The 13028-nt window shown below is 39.7% G+C and carries 13 protein-coding genes and 1 tRNA gene; 7 read left to right on the forward strand and 7 right to left on the reverse strand.

Going from position 1 to position 13028, the window contains the following annotated elements:
• Window positions 1-125 precede the first annotated feature (125 nt).
• The 4 genes from AWW72_RS15780 to AWW72_RS15795 form a co-directional block, all read right to left on the reverse strand.
• Window positions 126-1157 carry a fimbrial protein gene (locus AWW72_RS15780; protein ID WP_062847954.1) on the reverse strand — a complete coding sequence of 344 codons (1032 nt, stop codon included), beginning with the start codon at window positions 1155-1157 and terminating at the stop codon, window positions 126-128.
• Window positions 1154-3724, reverse strand: coding sequence for a fimbria/pilus outer membrane usher protein (locus tag AWW72_RS15785; RefSeq protein WP_062847955.1), 2571 nt, complete (start codon window positions 3722-3724; stop codon window positions 1154-1156). The genes AWW72_RS15780 and AWW72_RS15785 overlap by 4 nt, the downstream gene beginning before the upstream one ends.
• A gap of 55 nt (window positions 3725-3779) precedes the next feature.
• Window positions 3780-4514 carry a fimbrial biogenesis chaperone gene (locus AWW72_RS15790; protein ID WP_062847956.1) on the reverse strand — a complete coding sequence of 245 codons (735 nt, stop codon included), beginning with the start codon at window positions 4512-4514 and terminating at the stop codon, window positions 3780-3782.
• Between the two features lie 81 nt (window positions 4515-4595).
• Window positions 4596-5129 carry a fimbrial protein gene (locus AWW72_RS15795; protein ID WP_047432766.1) on the reverse strand — a complete coding sequence of 178 codons (534 nt, stop codon included), beginning with the start codon at window positions 5127-5129 and terminating at the stop codon, window positions 4596-4598.
• Between the two features lie 485 nt (window positions 5130-5614).
• Here AWW72_RS15795 and AWW72_RS15800 point away from each other — a divergent pair, with 485 nt between their 5' ends.
• Window positions 5615-5962, forward strand: a complete 348-nt coding sequence (locus AWW72_RS15800) for a hypothetical protein (protein WP_047432768.1) — start codon at window positions 5615-5617, stop codon at window positions 5960-5962.
• A 135-nt stretch (window positions 5963-6097) separates the two neighbouring features.
• Window positions 6098-6310, forward strand: a complete 213-nt coding sequence (locus AWW72_RS15805) for a hypothetical protein (RefSeq protein WP_062847957.1) — start codon at window positions 6098-6100, stop codon at window positions 6308-6310.
• A 46-nt stretch (window positions 6311-6356) separates the two neighbouring features.
• Here AWW72_RS15805 and bioB read toward each other — a convergent pair whose 3' ends face one another.
• Entirely contained in the window at window positions 6357-7346 is a 990-nt protein-coding gene (gene bioB, locus AWW72_RS15810; RefSeq protein WP_004771790.1) for a biotin synthase BioB, read from the reverse strand.
• 79 nt (window positions 7347-7425) lie between these two features.
• Entirely contained in the window at window positions 7426-8550 is a 1125-nt protein-coding gene (gene queG / locus AWW72_RS15815) for a tRNA epoxyqueuosine(34) reductase QueG (RefSeq protein ID WP_062847958.1), read from the reverse strand.
• Between the two features lie 23 nt (window positions 8551-8573).
• Between queG and AWW72_RS15820 the strand changes: the two genes are divergently transcribed.
• Window positions 8574-10067 carry an NAD(P)H-hydrate dehydratase gene (locus AWW72_RS15820; RefSeq protein ID WP_062847959.1) on the forward strand — a complete coding sequence of 498 codons (1494 nt, stop codon included), beginning with the start codon at window positions 8574-8576 and terminating at the stop codon, window positions 10065-10067.
• On the opposite strand, the gene ruvC is transcribed toward AWW72_RS15820, so the two are convergent.
• Window positions 10064-10609, reverse strand: a complete 546-nt coding sequence (gene ruvC / locus AWW72_RS15825; RefSeq protein ID WP_004771796.1) for a crossover junction endodeoxyribonuclease RuvC — start codon at window positions 10607-10609, stop codon at window positions 10064-10066. The genes AWW72_RS15820 and ruvC overlap by 4 nt on opposite strands.
• Before the next feature lie 319 nt (window positions 10610-10928).
• Between ruvC and AWW72_RS15830 the strand changes: the two genes are divergently transcribed.
• From AWW72_RS15830 to AWW72_RS15845, 4 genes are all read left to right on the forward strand, one after another.
• Window positions 10929-11005, forward strand: a tRNA-Met gene (locus AWW72_RS15830).
• Window positions 11006-11194: 189 nt separating this feature from the next.
• Window positions 11195-11428 (forward strand): hypothetical protein, encoded by a 234-nt coding sequence (locus tag AWW72_RS15835; protein WP_004771797.1) that lies wholly within the window; start codon window positions 11195-11197, stop codon window positions 11426-11428.
• Between the two features lie 107 nt (window positions 11429-11535).
• On the forward strand, window positions 11536-11745 hold the full coding sequence (locus tag AWW72_RS15840) for a cold-shock protein (protein ID WP_004661816.1): 210 nt from the start codon (window positions 11536-11538) through the stop codon (window positions 11743-11745).
• 646 nt (window positions 11746-12391) lie between these two features.
• Window positions 12392-12601, forward strand: coding sequence for a cold-shock protein (locus AWW72_RS15845; RefSeq protein ID WP_004771798.1), 210 nt, complete (start codon window positions 12392-12394; stop codon window positions 12599-12601).
• Window positions 12602-13028 lie beyond the last annotated feature (427 nt).

Raw genomic sequence — 13028 nt, forward strand, 5'->3', positions numbered from 1 at the left:
AATTTCTTATTTTGCGCTATGCATCACTTATTATTTATTTAGTGTGATTTGTTTTTAAAATGAAAAAATCCCTAAATCCTATATAAAAGATTTAGGGAGGAGGTGTGAAAGCGATTTTTTAAAGCTTAATCGTACTGAATTGTTACTGTTGCCATCGCACGAACAGTACCCGCAGTTACATTGGTGGCAGTTTGATAATAACGGGCAGTCAGCGGTATATTGAATTGTATGGTTTGATTGGAGTTAACCGAACCTACGTTTAATCTATCACCTTTTCCTATAATCTTTTTATCCGATAAAGGAGCTTCATTCTTATATGAGGAAAGTAATTGTACTCCCACGCCACGTGCTTTAGTCGAGTTGGGTGCTGTATTCGCCATCACTTGATTGTTATTGCCATCTTGTTGATAGTCAAAACTCAAACTAATCTGATTTTTTTCTTCGTAGCCCGTTGGATTTTGTCCACCATTACATAAAATATTTAGATCAAAAGATTGTTCACCTTGAGTAGAGCCAACACCTGTAAAACTGGCTTTAGTGACGGTTGGTAGCTGAACAACCTTATTAATATCTCCTTGAAGCTCGCAAGAGGAAGATGCGATAGTAATTGCATTGCCTAAAACTGTACTTGTAAGGAAAGGACGATTAGCATAACCCTGAACGTAATAACTACTATATTGGCCTGGCACTAAAGCACCCGAACCTGTTTGCGCAGCTATTTTAACAATTTCAACCACAAAATAGCCTGGAGCTAAATTGTATCTTGTTCCATATCTCAGTCCACCACGTGTATAAGGATAGTAACCAGAGAAATTACTTGCGTTTTCAGCCTCGCGGTACAAACGAATACCGATACCTGGAATATTGGTCGTGTAGATACTGTTACCTAATGGACTGAGTGGATAAGCCTGATTCAGCTCTGCAATAAGTCGATCACTAGAGTCACAGCGATCTGCACGAGTACCTTTGTCTGTAATGGCAAAAGTTGCTTTACGTAAAATTTTACCCACTTCATCACTGGGGCGAACTACAACTCGTCCAACTGACATTTGGACATCATTTGGACTGTAGTTGTATAAGCGACAAGCAGCATTCGCTTCACCATACGCACCAAGACCCGCTGTAAACAGAGCACTGCTTAAAAGTATTTTTTTCATTTACATACGGCCTCGGTCATGATCATGCTTTGCTGATCGTTAGAAAGTTGTGCGGTGACATCATAGCTGAAGTGGCATTGCTCATTGGCTTCATTGCCCCATTTCACATACAAATTACCTTGTGGTTCCTGAGTTCGTAAATAGACCATGCTGCCTTGTGCCACGATTCCAATCGCTTCATCTTGAGCATTGAATACTTGTGCTGCAAATGGCAGGTTTTCACCCGTTTCAGTCTTGGTGTCGATATAAATGGCATAACCTTTTTTAGTAGAGAAATCTACTTTGGCAATTGCACCTGCATAAGGCGCAATACGCTGACTGGTTTCCTCAAGCTCCACATTGGTCGACATGTTTTGCGGATCTAAGGTAATGTCATTTAGACGATAAGGTGTCACATACGGAATAACTGCATAACCAGACTGATTAATACTCAGCCCCGCTGTATTATTTACTTTAGCGCCTGCTGCATCTGGTGCATAAACCAATACCATAGTTTGGCCTTGTTCTGGGCCGAACAGCACACCTTGATCATGCGCTACGATATTACCGCTGACACTGAGCATCGTTTGTTGATAGGTATCTGCAATGCTATAAGAACCGCCCACAGTCGCAAAGTTGGTTCGATAGCGTGCATTTACGTTAAGGCTAGGGTTGTTTCGGTCTTCATGAGAAAACGATGAGCCATAGCTAAAACGATCGCCAACCATGCCACTCATACCAACAGTTCGGTTGGTTTGAGATTGGGTAGCATTGACGATAACAGAATTCTTTCTAAAATTAATCGGGAAAGAAAGCGTCATCAAATATTCAGTATCACGGGTCTGATTGTTACTGCCATATTCAATTTGACGATTGGTTGCAGAAAGCCCGTAAGTTAACCCATGATAGCTATTGCTATAGCCGACCTGATATTGACGACTGGTTTCGTTACGGTTCCAGTAATCATTCCACGAACCCACTGCATAGATATTTCCCCAACCCTCAGGTAAACCTTGGTTTAAGGTAATTTGGAATTCACTACGTTGTTTGCCAACGGCATAGGTATTGATCCCTTTATCTTCCAGATCACGTACCAGTAGGGCATCACGTAATTTATAAAAGTTTTCGGTCGAGTAGCGGTAAGCGGCCAAGGTCAGGTTGGTATTGGTCGGTGAAATGAGTTTGCTATAACTTAGACGGAAACTCTGACCTGTTTGTGAACCTTGTTTTTCAAAGTCTGCTTCTGAATGAGTAAGGTCAAACGATACCGCGCCGATTGGAGTCGCAAAGGCTGAGCCTAGTAATACAGCCGCATATTTTTCAGCTAACTGTGCACCCGCATAGCCCGTAATATAGTTATTAATACCAATCTGATATTTACCTTGTGTGACCCACGGATCAAGATCAATTTCCTTGTCGCGGAACTGACCGGCTGTCAGCGAGTAACGGCTGAGCCCGGGACGTAACATTTGTACGACCGAAGCGTAGGGAACACCAAACTTCTGTACTTCACCATTTGATTCAATGACAGAGACTTCAAGCTCACCGCCAAATCCTGTTGGATAAAGATCATTAATCTCAAAATTACCTGGTGCAACCGTCGTTTGATAAATCAGTTGGCCTTGCTGACGAATTTCAACTTTGGCATTGGTTTTTGCATTACCACGGATACGGGGCGCATAACCCAGCATACTGTTTGGCAACATACGATCATCACTGGAAAAATCCAGACCACGATAGCCAAATGAATCAAATAGTTCACCATTGGTAAAGCTATCACCAGCCGTTAATACACCACGATATGCAGGGAAGGCTCTTTGTAAGTAAGTACTGGTCGCATCATAAGTGGATTTTTTTTGTTTTTTTGAATCTAGCTGATTTTGTACGCCGTCTTGCCATTGCCACTGACCATTGTGACGCAATTGCCAACCCGCGATATTCATTCCCGCAGTGAGTGCCATGAAGGCATTGGTGGTTTCTTGATTATTGTCATTTAAACGGTTAAAGATTTTGTAGGCACTACCGCTATAAGATAAAAAGCCTGCATTCACACCACGATCCCAAATACTTGGATCAACGTATCCTTGTGCATTTTTCTGTAATGCAACTTGAGGAATGGAAATATCAATTCGCAAACGGGAGGTATCAAAATCGTAGTAGGCGTCTTCAATCCATTCTTCGATTTTATGACAGGCATTGGGACTAGCAGCGGAAATCCGACTCGCAAGAACGTCCTGTTTCACGCCATATTCAAGTAATGAGTTTGCGGTAAAACAGGTAAATGCATTCTGATTTTGTTCTGTAGCACGAAACACAATACGGCGTTTGCCAAACCATTGACCGTTAATATAAACATCGATGTTATATTCCCCTGGTAAAACAGGATTGCCATATTTAAAGCGGGATATATCAATTTTTTGTGCATCACCAATCAGGAAGCTTGAGTCAAACTCTGCTTCCACAGCAGGCGCTTTTACTGAATCTTCCGCATGAACTAACATGGGAACCGTCATGGTCACTATCCCTGACGCAAGCGTATAGCAAATATGTCGCTTCAATAAGCGATATGATGTGTGCTTTTTTAACATAAGAGGTTCGCCTATTTCACATAGGTGCTTTAAATATTGAGCTTATATTTAAGGGTTACTGTAAGTTGATAGGCTGCTCGACGCGGCCACCATAGTCATTAACATTTACAAAGCTCATTTTTGCGGTATTTGTTGTTTTTAGTTGCACTTGATCTTCAGAGAAAGGACTGAGCATGAGGCCCTGAGGTAAAAGATCAACGCGCTTGTTGCCGTCAAATTGATAGATTGCTGTCATTGTAATGTGGAATGGCGTTGGATTTTTAATGACCAACTTTTGTCCAGATTTACGCCATTGCAATTTTTCTGCAGCTGTATTCGCATCAGCTTTAATACTGGCAGGGCGATAGAAAAATTTAATACGCGAACGAATTGCAAGCTGTAAAAAGTTATCTGGAATGGTTTCCTCACCTTTAGCAGTCGGTCTTGGTGGAATGTCCAGCACATTTAACCAGAGCACAGTTTCCTGTTTTTGATTCAGCTGCTTTGCATTCGGCAGTGCTGTAATACGCAATGACTGACTTTTGGCTGCTTCTACTCGAGAAATAGGCGGTGTAATCATAAAAGGTACTTTTGATTGATCTGGTGTACTTTTAGGATCGCCCTCGTCAATCCAGGCCTGAACGAGCGCTGGTTTGTTGCCATTGTTACTGAGCTGTAATGTTACTTCACGCGCATCTGAAGGATAGATTACACGTGTACCGTGTAGCACGATCTCTGCATGAGAAAGTGGTGTTACGATTGCAGAAGAAAGCGCTAAACCAAGCAAAAAATTACGACTGTTCAATGACATTTGAGTCTTCTCAATAAGGTTCATAGGAAAAGTGCGGTAAAAAGGTTTCTGTGCGAACACAGAAACCTAAGTATCAATAGATTATTGATAAATAATTGTATATTGAACTGAAGTTGTTACTTCACCAGCAGTAGAAGCGCCAGTTGCATAGTATTCTGCATAGTAGTTAAGGTCAGCAGCACCGCCTTCAACAACGTCAACCCACTGTGAGTTTGCTTGAGCGCCATTGCTACCAGCAGCAAGTACTGGAATTACTTGGTTGTTGCTACCTAAAAGTTGAACGTCAACATTTTTTGCGCCAGAAGCAGCTTGGTTTAATAAGCGACCTGTATTGAAGTCAACAGTTGCACCTGGTTCGAAGTAAGTTGCAACTTTACCTTCTGAACAGTTTGCCAAGTTGATTTGGAATGGTGTACGGCCAGCAACATCACCAGAGTTTGCAAGTGTTTGTTTTGAAACAGTAGGAAGAGCAACTGTAAAGTCTTTGCCAGCAGGAGTGATAATGTCACAAGTTTTATCTGTAACTAAACCATTGATTGTAATTGTACCGTCTGCAGCTTGAGCTTGAGCAATACCGACAACCGAAAGTGCAGCGATTAAAGCAAGTTTTTTCATAATAATTTCTCGAATACATCAGCTTAAAAATGGAATTACATTACTTTTCCCGATGGATTCTTCCCAGAAAAGTAATGCGACGAATATATCATTTTTATTAAAAACCGCAACTTACGTCACATTTTTGATTTTATTTTAAGCGAAATTTCCGATTTAAAATAAATTATTGATATGTATTATATTTTATTGATTTATATAGTGTTTAAACCAACTTTTTTAGTTGGTTTATTTAATTTGGCTTATGATTTATTGTTTTTTTCATTAATAAAAATGACCAAACTGTTTAACTTTTTTGAATAATAGGTATGAGAGAAAGTGTGTATTTTTTAACAAATGGTAAAAAATAAATTAAGAAGTGCTTAAGTATGATAGCAGAATTTCTTGTTGTTAACAAAAACATCAAACTTTTTTTAAGAATTTTTTAAGATTGAAACCTTAGTTTTTTAGTCATGATTAGATGAAAAAAACACCGAAAGGAGCTTTCAATGAACATGCTTTATACCCACAAACCTAACTACTATTTCTTTGCACATAAGTTTGTTTTATTCCTAGAAAGCCATTTGAAGAGTCACCCATTGGAAGAGCAAACCAGCTTTAATCTACAAACAATCTATGATTTGTTTAGCCATGACCGCGCTTCAAGTACAACAAATCTGGAAGGTATTTTAAATATTGCTGATGAATATGTGCTTGAAACAGATGAAGGGCAGCAGTCATTGATTCGTTCGTATCATGTCCATTTAGACAATCACGTACTAACACTGGAATTTAATCCTAAAGCAGTTGCAAGTCTGAAATCAGGTCAGACGATTGTGAATCCAAAGGCTGCTTAAACTGAATCTTAAAAAGACCAAGGCTTATTGAGACATTTAGCGAGAATTCATATCGCTAAATGTCTTTGACTTAGCTGATTTAAAGCTGTCTATTCGCTATGATAGTGTCATGTGTTCAATGATTAGATTGGCTTAATGGGTAAAGATTTTAAATCAGAAACGTATACTGCTGATGAAAATATGGCAGATACAATGACATGGTTAATGCATCATCAAGACGCTTTCGATTCATTGCATTTTGATGTGCATACACAGGAACTTTCAGTTTCACATGCAGCAGGCGTGGATATTATTCGAGTCGGAATGTATCTAACTGCCAAGTATGGCATTCTGGTGACATCAATCTAATTTTTCATCTAAAAAAAAGCCTTGTCATTTGACAAGGCTTTTTCATTTATGCACTCATGGCATCGACCGAAAGTTCTGCAACAGTCGGTTTTGGTTTTTCTGCGGTTAAACCTAATTTAGCAAATAAGATCTGATCTTTGCCTTCACCAGCATTTGGTGTGGTTAATAATTTGTCACCAGAGAATAGCGAGTTTGCACCAGCCATAAATGCAAGCGCCTGATCAGAATCACTGAGTGACTCACGACCTGCCGAAAGGCGGATATAACTATGTGGCATGATGATACGTGCGACAGCAATAGTGCGGATCCACTCTGTGACATCCAGTTTTTCGACATCAGCAAGTGGTGTACCTTCAATAGGAACCAGCATGTTGATTGGCACTGATTCAGGATGTACAGGCATGGTTGCAAGTTCATGTAATAGGCCAATACGGTCATTACGGCTTTCACCCAGACCGACGATACCGCCACTACATACTTTCATCCCTGCTTGACGAACGTGATCTAAAGTATCCAGACGATCATCAAAAGTACGGGTGCTAATAATATGAGAATAGTATTCGCGAGAAGTATCCAGATTGTGGTTGTAATAATCGAGGCCCGCATCTTTTAAACGCTCGGCTTGCGACTGATTCAACATACCTAAAGTCATACAGGTTTCAAGACCTAACGCTTTCACTTCACGTACCATTTCAAGCACATAAGGCATGTCACGTTCATGCGGATTACGCCAAGCGGCGCCCATGCAGAAACGAGAAGAGCCAGACTCTTTTGCAGACTGTGCTTCACGAATGACTTTATCAACAGCGATACGTTTTTCAGCTTCTAGTTTTGAATCGTAATGCGCCGATTGCGAACAATATTTACAATCTTCAGGACATTTACCCGTTTTAATTGAAAGAAGGGTACTGACCTGAATCGAATTTGCTTGGAAATGTTGGCGGTGTACGCTTTGCGCTTTAAATACTAAGTCTAAAAAAGGTTGATCATATAGAGCTTGGATTTCATCACGAGTCCAGTCATTACGTAAGGTCATTGTTATATCCATGATGATTGATGACAAACATTGAGACTAATCATACAGAAATCGTGCCAAAGCCAAAGGGCAAAAAACATCATTTTTCTATTTGGAGTACATCGACCTGTTGCAATTGCTGCTGAATTGCCCAGTCAATATGTACATTGACAATCTCGTCGTGCCACATTTTTGCATCTTGCAAGTGCGTGACAATTTCAGCTGAGTATGGAGCATTTCCCAGACCGATTGCAATATTACGTTTGAAGGATTGATATCCAGTACGGCGGATCGGGCTGCCCTCAGTATTGGCAAGGAAAGTAGCTTCATCCCAGCGCCAGATATCGAGCAAGCTAATATTATCCAGACCATGTCTCGGATCAAAATCTGGAATAGATGCAGTTTTGGCAAAGCTATTCCACGGGCAAATCAGTTGACAGTCATCACAACCGAAAATACGGTTACCAATTCCTGCACGTAATTCTTCCGGAATAATTCCTTTATATTCAATGGTGAGGTAAGCGATACATTTTCTGGCATCGAGCATGTAGGGTTCTACAATCGCTTGGGTAGGACAAATGTCGATACAGGCAGTACATGAGCCACAATGTGCAGTCGCTGGTTCATCAAAAGGCAGTTCTAGTGAGGTAAATAGTTCACCTAAAACAAAGAAAGATCCTGACTTTTTATGAATCAATAAGGTATGTTTGCCTGTCCATCCCATTCCGGCACTTTCAGCAAGCGATTTTTCAAAAATAGGCGCAGAGTCAGCAAACGGACGTGATTCAAAATCACCGACTTTTTCCCTGATCCGCGTGGCTAAAGTTTTAAGTCGCCCACGCATGACTTTATGGTAATCACGTCCGCGAGCATAACGCGCAATAATGGCTGAATTTGGTTCAAAAGGGATATAACGGGGCTTCGGTGATGCCACAAGATAGTTCATACGCACACAAATAATGCTTTTTGTGCCTGGCACGAGCAGGGTCGGATCTGCACGCTTTTCCAGATTTTCCTCTAAATAGTGCATGTCTGCATGGTAACCACGTTCTAAATATTCTTTAAAACGAGGCATTTGATCTTGAGCATCTGGTTTGGCAATGACACAATCAGAAAAACCCAGATCTAAAGCTTGTTGTTTAATCCAAGCCTTAAGTGCTTGTGGATCGAGCTGCTGTAGTTCAATCTTTTGAGATTGTGTCTGAGATGAAGAGGTTGAAGCCATAAACCAAGAATGAGGGAGAGAACATGCAAGGTGTAGTTTACCATAGCCAGAGTATCCAAGCATGGGAACAGCGTTGGTTTGCTCAGCAAAATTCGTCATTAGGGCTTATGCAGCAAGCAGCTTGGGCAATCTCACAGCAGTTAATTGTGCAATTTAAGTCAAAGAAAATTCAAAAGATCGCAGTTTGGTGCGGGCAAGGCAATAACGCTGGAGACGGTTACTATATTGCTGCCTATCTAAAGCAGCAGGGAATAAAAGTGACGATCTTTGCTGCTGAACTTGGTCAATCTGACGATTTAAAACAAGCAGCAGCTTATGCACAAAAGCATCAAGTTGATATTCAAAGCGTAGATTATGTATTGTCTGAAAATGCTGTCCATCAAGAAATCCCGACCTTTGACTGTCATATTGATGCCTTATTTGGAATTGGCTTGAATCGGGAGCTCGACCAACATTGGCAAAATATCATTCAGCTCGTCAATGTACAAACGGGCTTAAAAATCTCTATCGATATTCCTAGCGGTTTGCAGGCCGATACAGGACAAGCGTTACCCGTTGCTGTACAAGCGGATCAGACTTTTACAATTTTGGGTTATAAGGCTGGGCTATTCACAGGTCAAGGCAAGCAATATGTCGGAAAATTACATCTTCTTAGTCTCATTCCAACAGATACAGAATTAGAACCGCTAGCTTATTTATCTCCTGAAAAATTCATCTTGCCAAAGCGACAAGCTTTTGGACATAAAGGCAGCTATGGACATGTGCTGGTTGTTGGTGGGCATGTGGATATGGGCGGCGCCGTCATCATGTCTGCTGAGGCGGCTTTTCATGCTGGGGCGGGCAAAGTCAGCATTGTCTGTCATGCAAAACATCATCAGGCTATTTTGGCGCGTTCGCCCAATATTATGGTGCGCGACATTAATAGCTTGGATCAAGAAAAGATTGTGCAGTTACTTAAACAGGTGGATGCTGTATGTTTTGGCATGGGCTTAGGGCGGGATCAATGGGCTGAACATATTTATCAGCAATGGTTTGAACTACTGAATCAAAATACTCATTTAGAAGTGGTGCTAGATGCAGATGGACTCTGGTTTTTGGCAAAATATCCGCAACAATTAAATAATCATGTGTATGCAACACCGCATTCAGGTGAGGCGGCGACCTTACTTGGTTGTAGCGCAAAGGCAATTGAACAAGACCGAATTGTAGCCATTCAGCAGCTGCAACAAAAGTACGACGGACAATGGGTGCTTAAAGGCGCAGGCAGTCTCATTTTAGAGAAAGAATTATTTATCTGTACCCAAGGCAATGCTGGCATGGGCACAGGTGGGATGGGGGATGTACTGGCAGGCATGATTGCCAGTTTAAAAGCACAGTTTCATCAGCAAATTGCTTTGCACGAGATCGTGACCTTACATGCACAGGCAGGTGATTTGCTGGCTGAAAATGGTATGCGAGGTTTACAGGCGCATGACATGGGGAAAATGATTTATCAGGTGGTGAATCAGAACGATTAACGGCGTCTGGTGCTGGCACGGCTACGGCCTCGTGCCATGCCACCTAATGCATTGAGCACAGCCATTTTACTCATACTCCCAGAAGCATGCGCATGGCAAATGGCTGCGGCAAGGGCATCGGCTGCATCTGATTGTGGTTTGATACTCAGATTGAGTAAACGCATCACCATCATTTGGACTTGTTCTTTATCTGCTGCACCGTAACCGACCACAGACTGTTTAATTTGTCGTGCGGTATATTCAGCCACTTGTAAATCCAGATTCACCAGAGCGGCAATTGCAGCACCGCGTGCCTGTCCCAGTTTCAATGCCGAATCGGGATTTTGTGCCATAAAGACTTGTTCTACAGCCGCTTCAGTCGGGCCATGAAATTTAACAATCCGTTCAACCCCTGCAAAGATACGTTTTAAACGCTCTGGCATTTCCTGAGTTTCGGTACGAATGGTTCCTGCATCGACAAAACGTAGTTTATTGCCATCTTTTTCGATAATTCCATAACCTGTTAAGCGTGAACCAGGATCAATACCAATAATTAATGACATGTCGAACTATAAAAATGAAAGATTGTTGATATTGTTACATAGCAGGCTTTTCGATGCATAATATTTTTGTAGGATTTTGAATTATAAGAAAATAGCAGATTTATTAAACAAACTCACTTTTACCTGTGCAATTTTTTAAATTTTGGCTCATTTTTACAGATCAATCATTTAAGTAAATTGCGGGGGTATTTTGAACGATTTGTGTTTAATTTGAGCATTAGGCCGTAAATTACGTGATTTTTATAAAAAAAATTTGCATTGTGGGGGAGATGGGCGTATAAAGCATCTCATTGATCGAAGATGTTGATCAATATGTTGTTGCGGGATGGAGCAGTCTGGTAGCTCGTCGGGCTCATAACCCGAAGGTCGTTGGTTCAAATCCAGCTCCCGCTACCACTTTTAAAGTTAATCGAATATTAGCTCTGTGATTATTGAGTTGTTGTTATCTGAAAGATTAGACAGCAATTAAGTTAGCTGAAATAACCCTAAAGAAAGCTAAAAATTATTAGATTCTAGAATTGTAGTTTACCTCTCTCCATATATCTAGCGTTATAGTAAATCCAAATCGATCACTTGAGCTCAGGAATGAGTGATTTTGTGTTGAAAATTATTAATGAATGGCGTGTAGCCAAAGCCAGTAATGGCAATGAAATTTGTGTGCAAATTATCCCGATGAAACGTCAACAGAATACGTTGAATGGTTTTAAATGGGTAGAAGTTGGAAAGAAGATCCAGCTAGAATCAGGTCAGGAAATTGACTTTAATCTAGATGGTAAAAGTTTCTATACCGATGTTAATCAGCTTTATCGATTAATATAGATAGTTTACGCACTTGAAGTATCTATTTGTTAAAGATAGATTGAGTTAGATCAATATTAAAAATTTGATTTAACTCATAAATGAACAAAGTTTAAAGGTTTAAAAGTATGTCTGATACAGTTACTGGTACTGTTAAGTGGTTTAACGAAACTAAAGGTTTTGGTTTCATTCAAGCTGACTCTGGTCAAGATGTTTTTGCACATTTCAGCGAAATCCAAAGCAATGGTTTCAAAGTATTAAACGAAGGCCAACGCGTTTCGTTTGTACTTGGTCAAGGTAAAAAAGGACCACAAGCAACAACGATTAAAGTTATCTAATAAGATTGCTTGAAAATGAAGCTCACTTTATGTGGGCTTTTTTTATACCTAGAAAATTGTCATTGATTGCCACTCACACATTTTGGTCAATCTATAAATCTTTACTTAGGGGCTACTGCCGAAACAGCATAAAAATTTAGTCACTCGTTATTCTGCCTTTGAAGCAGATGAGGTGAAGGGGTTTATTTCGATAGAATGAAAGTAAGCCACATAAGTTTGCTTAAACCTGAGTGAGTTCATTTTCTGATAGGAAAATGCTTGAGTGGTTCAAGGCTAAATTTGAAATGAAAAACCATTTTTTGGGTGAAATCATCATGCAAAAAATAACTCAAATGTAAAAAATTAAGATATTTTTTCTATGCACTACATTGATCTATTTGAGCTATTCACTATTTTACAGGTAAATTTTTGATGTAATTTTTTGATTTAAAAGTAAATCCTGTTTTGGAACTATGCGATTTATTAAAATGCAATATTGCTCACTTAGCAGATAAAACTTTTTATACTTCTATTAATCTACTATCTCGTTTGGCTTAAAGTTTGGTATGCTTGCAGTATCTATCAAATAAAGATAGATTAAGTTAAATCATGATTAGAAAATTTTGATTTAATTTATAAATGAACAAATTTTAAAAGGTTTAAAAGTATGTCTGATACAGTTACCGGTACTGTTAAGTGGTTTAACGAAACTAAAGGTTTTGGTTTCATTCAAGCTGATTCTGGTGAAGATGTTTTTGCACACTTCAGCGAAATCCAAAGCAAAGGTTTTAAAGTATTACAAGAAGGCCAACGCGTTTCTTTCGTACTTGGTCAAGGTAAGAAAGGACCACAAGCAACCCTTATCACTGTTATCTAATTTTTAGACCAGTAAAAAGAAAGCTCACCTCATGTGGGCTTTTTTTGTGGCAAAAGGATTTTAGTGAACGGTTTAACATATAGATCACGTAGTGGTTACTCTTGTAATTAACCTAAAAGCCTGTGAAATAATATGTTAAAAATTTATATCATTATCTGAGCTGATGAATTTTAAATTAAACCTGAATAATAATTAATTGAAAATTATTGGAAAAATCATAAGAGTAGCAAGAGGTGATTGGAGTTGCGATCTACAAATAAGGACATCTGTATACGATCAAGAAATATTCATTGCGCCTAAAAAGTAAACTCGTGTATAGTAAATTACAACTAGAAGAATAACGCTGTTGATTCAGTAAATCTTGCATTTCATAGTTTAGATAAACCTTCCGTTTTATCAGATCTAATCTCAGAGTTTATGATTCCAA

Source organism: Acinetobacter sp. NRRL B-65365 (genome assembly GCF_001605865.1).
Lineage (GTDB): Bacteria > Pseudomonadota > Gammaproteobacteria > Pseudomonadales > Moraxellaceae > Acinetobacter > Acinetobacter vivianii.

What these genes read in the sequence shown, in the direction of transcription:
- AWW72_RS15845 (WP_004771798.1), top strand. Translation starts at nt 12,392, where the DNA reads ATGTCTGATACAGTTACCGGTACTGTTAAGTGGTTTAACGAAACTAAA.
- AWW72_RS15805 (WP_062847957.1), top strand. Translation starts at nt 6,098, where the DNA reads ATGGGTAAAGATTTTAAATCAGAAACGTATACTGCTGATGAAAATATG.
- AWW72_RS15790 (WP_062847956.1), bottom strand. Translation starts at nt 4,514, where the DNA reads ATGTCATTGAACAGTCGTAATTTTTTGCTTGGTTTAGCGCTTTCTTCT.
- AWW72_RS15820 (WP_062847959.1), top strand. Translation starts at nt 8,574, where the DNA reads ATGCAAGGTGTAGTTTACCATAGCCAGAGTATCCAAGCATGGGAACAG.
- AWW72_RS15780 (WP_062847954.1), bottom strand. Translation starts at nt 1,157, where the DNA reads ATGAAAAAAATACTTTTAAGCAGTGCTCTGTTTACAGCGGGTCTTGGT.
- AWW72_RS15840 (WP_004661816.1), top strand. Translation starts at nt 11,536, where the DNA reads ATGTCTGATACAGTTACTGGTACTGTTAAGTGGTTTAACGAAACTAAA.
- AWW72_RS15800 (WP_047432768.1), top strand. Translation starts at nt 5,615, where the DNA reads ATGAACATGCTTTATACCCACAAACCTAACTACTATTTCTTTGCACAT.
- AWW72_RS15785 (WP_062847955.1), bottom strand. Translation starts at nt 3,724, where the DNA reads ATGTTAAAAAAGCACACATCATATCGCTTATTGAAGCGACATATTTGC.
- bioB (WP_004771790.1), bottom strand. Translation starts at nt 7,346, where the DNA reads ATGACCTTACGTAATGACTGGACTCGTGATGAAATCCAAGCTCTATAT.
- ruvC (WP_004771796.1), bottom strand. Translation starts at nt 10,609, where the DNA reads ATGTCATTAATTATTGGTATTGATCCTGGTTCACGCTTAACAGGTTAT.
- queG (WP_062847958.1), bottom strand. Translation starts at nt 8,550, where the DNA reads ATGGCTTCAACCTCTTCATCTCAGACACAATCTCAAAAGATTGAACTA.
- AWW72_RS15835 (WP_004771797.1), top strand. Translation starts at nt 11,195, where the DNA reads ATGAGTGATTTTGTGTTGAAAATTATTAATGAATGGCGTGTAGCCAAA.
- AWW72_RS15795 (WP_047432766.1), bottom strand. Translation starts at nt 5,129, where the DNA reads ATGAAAAAACTTGCTTTAATCGCTGCACTTTCGGTTGTCGGTATTGCT.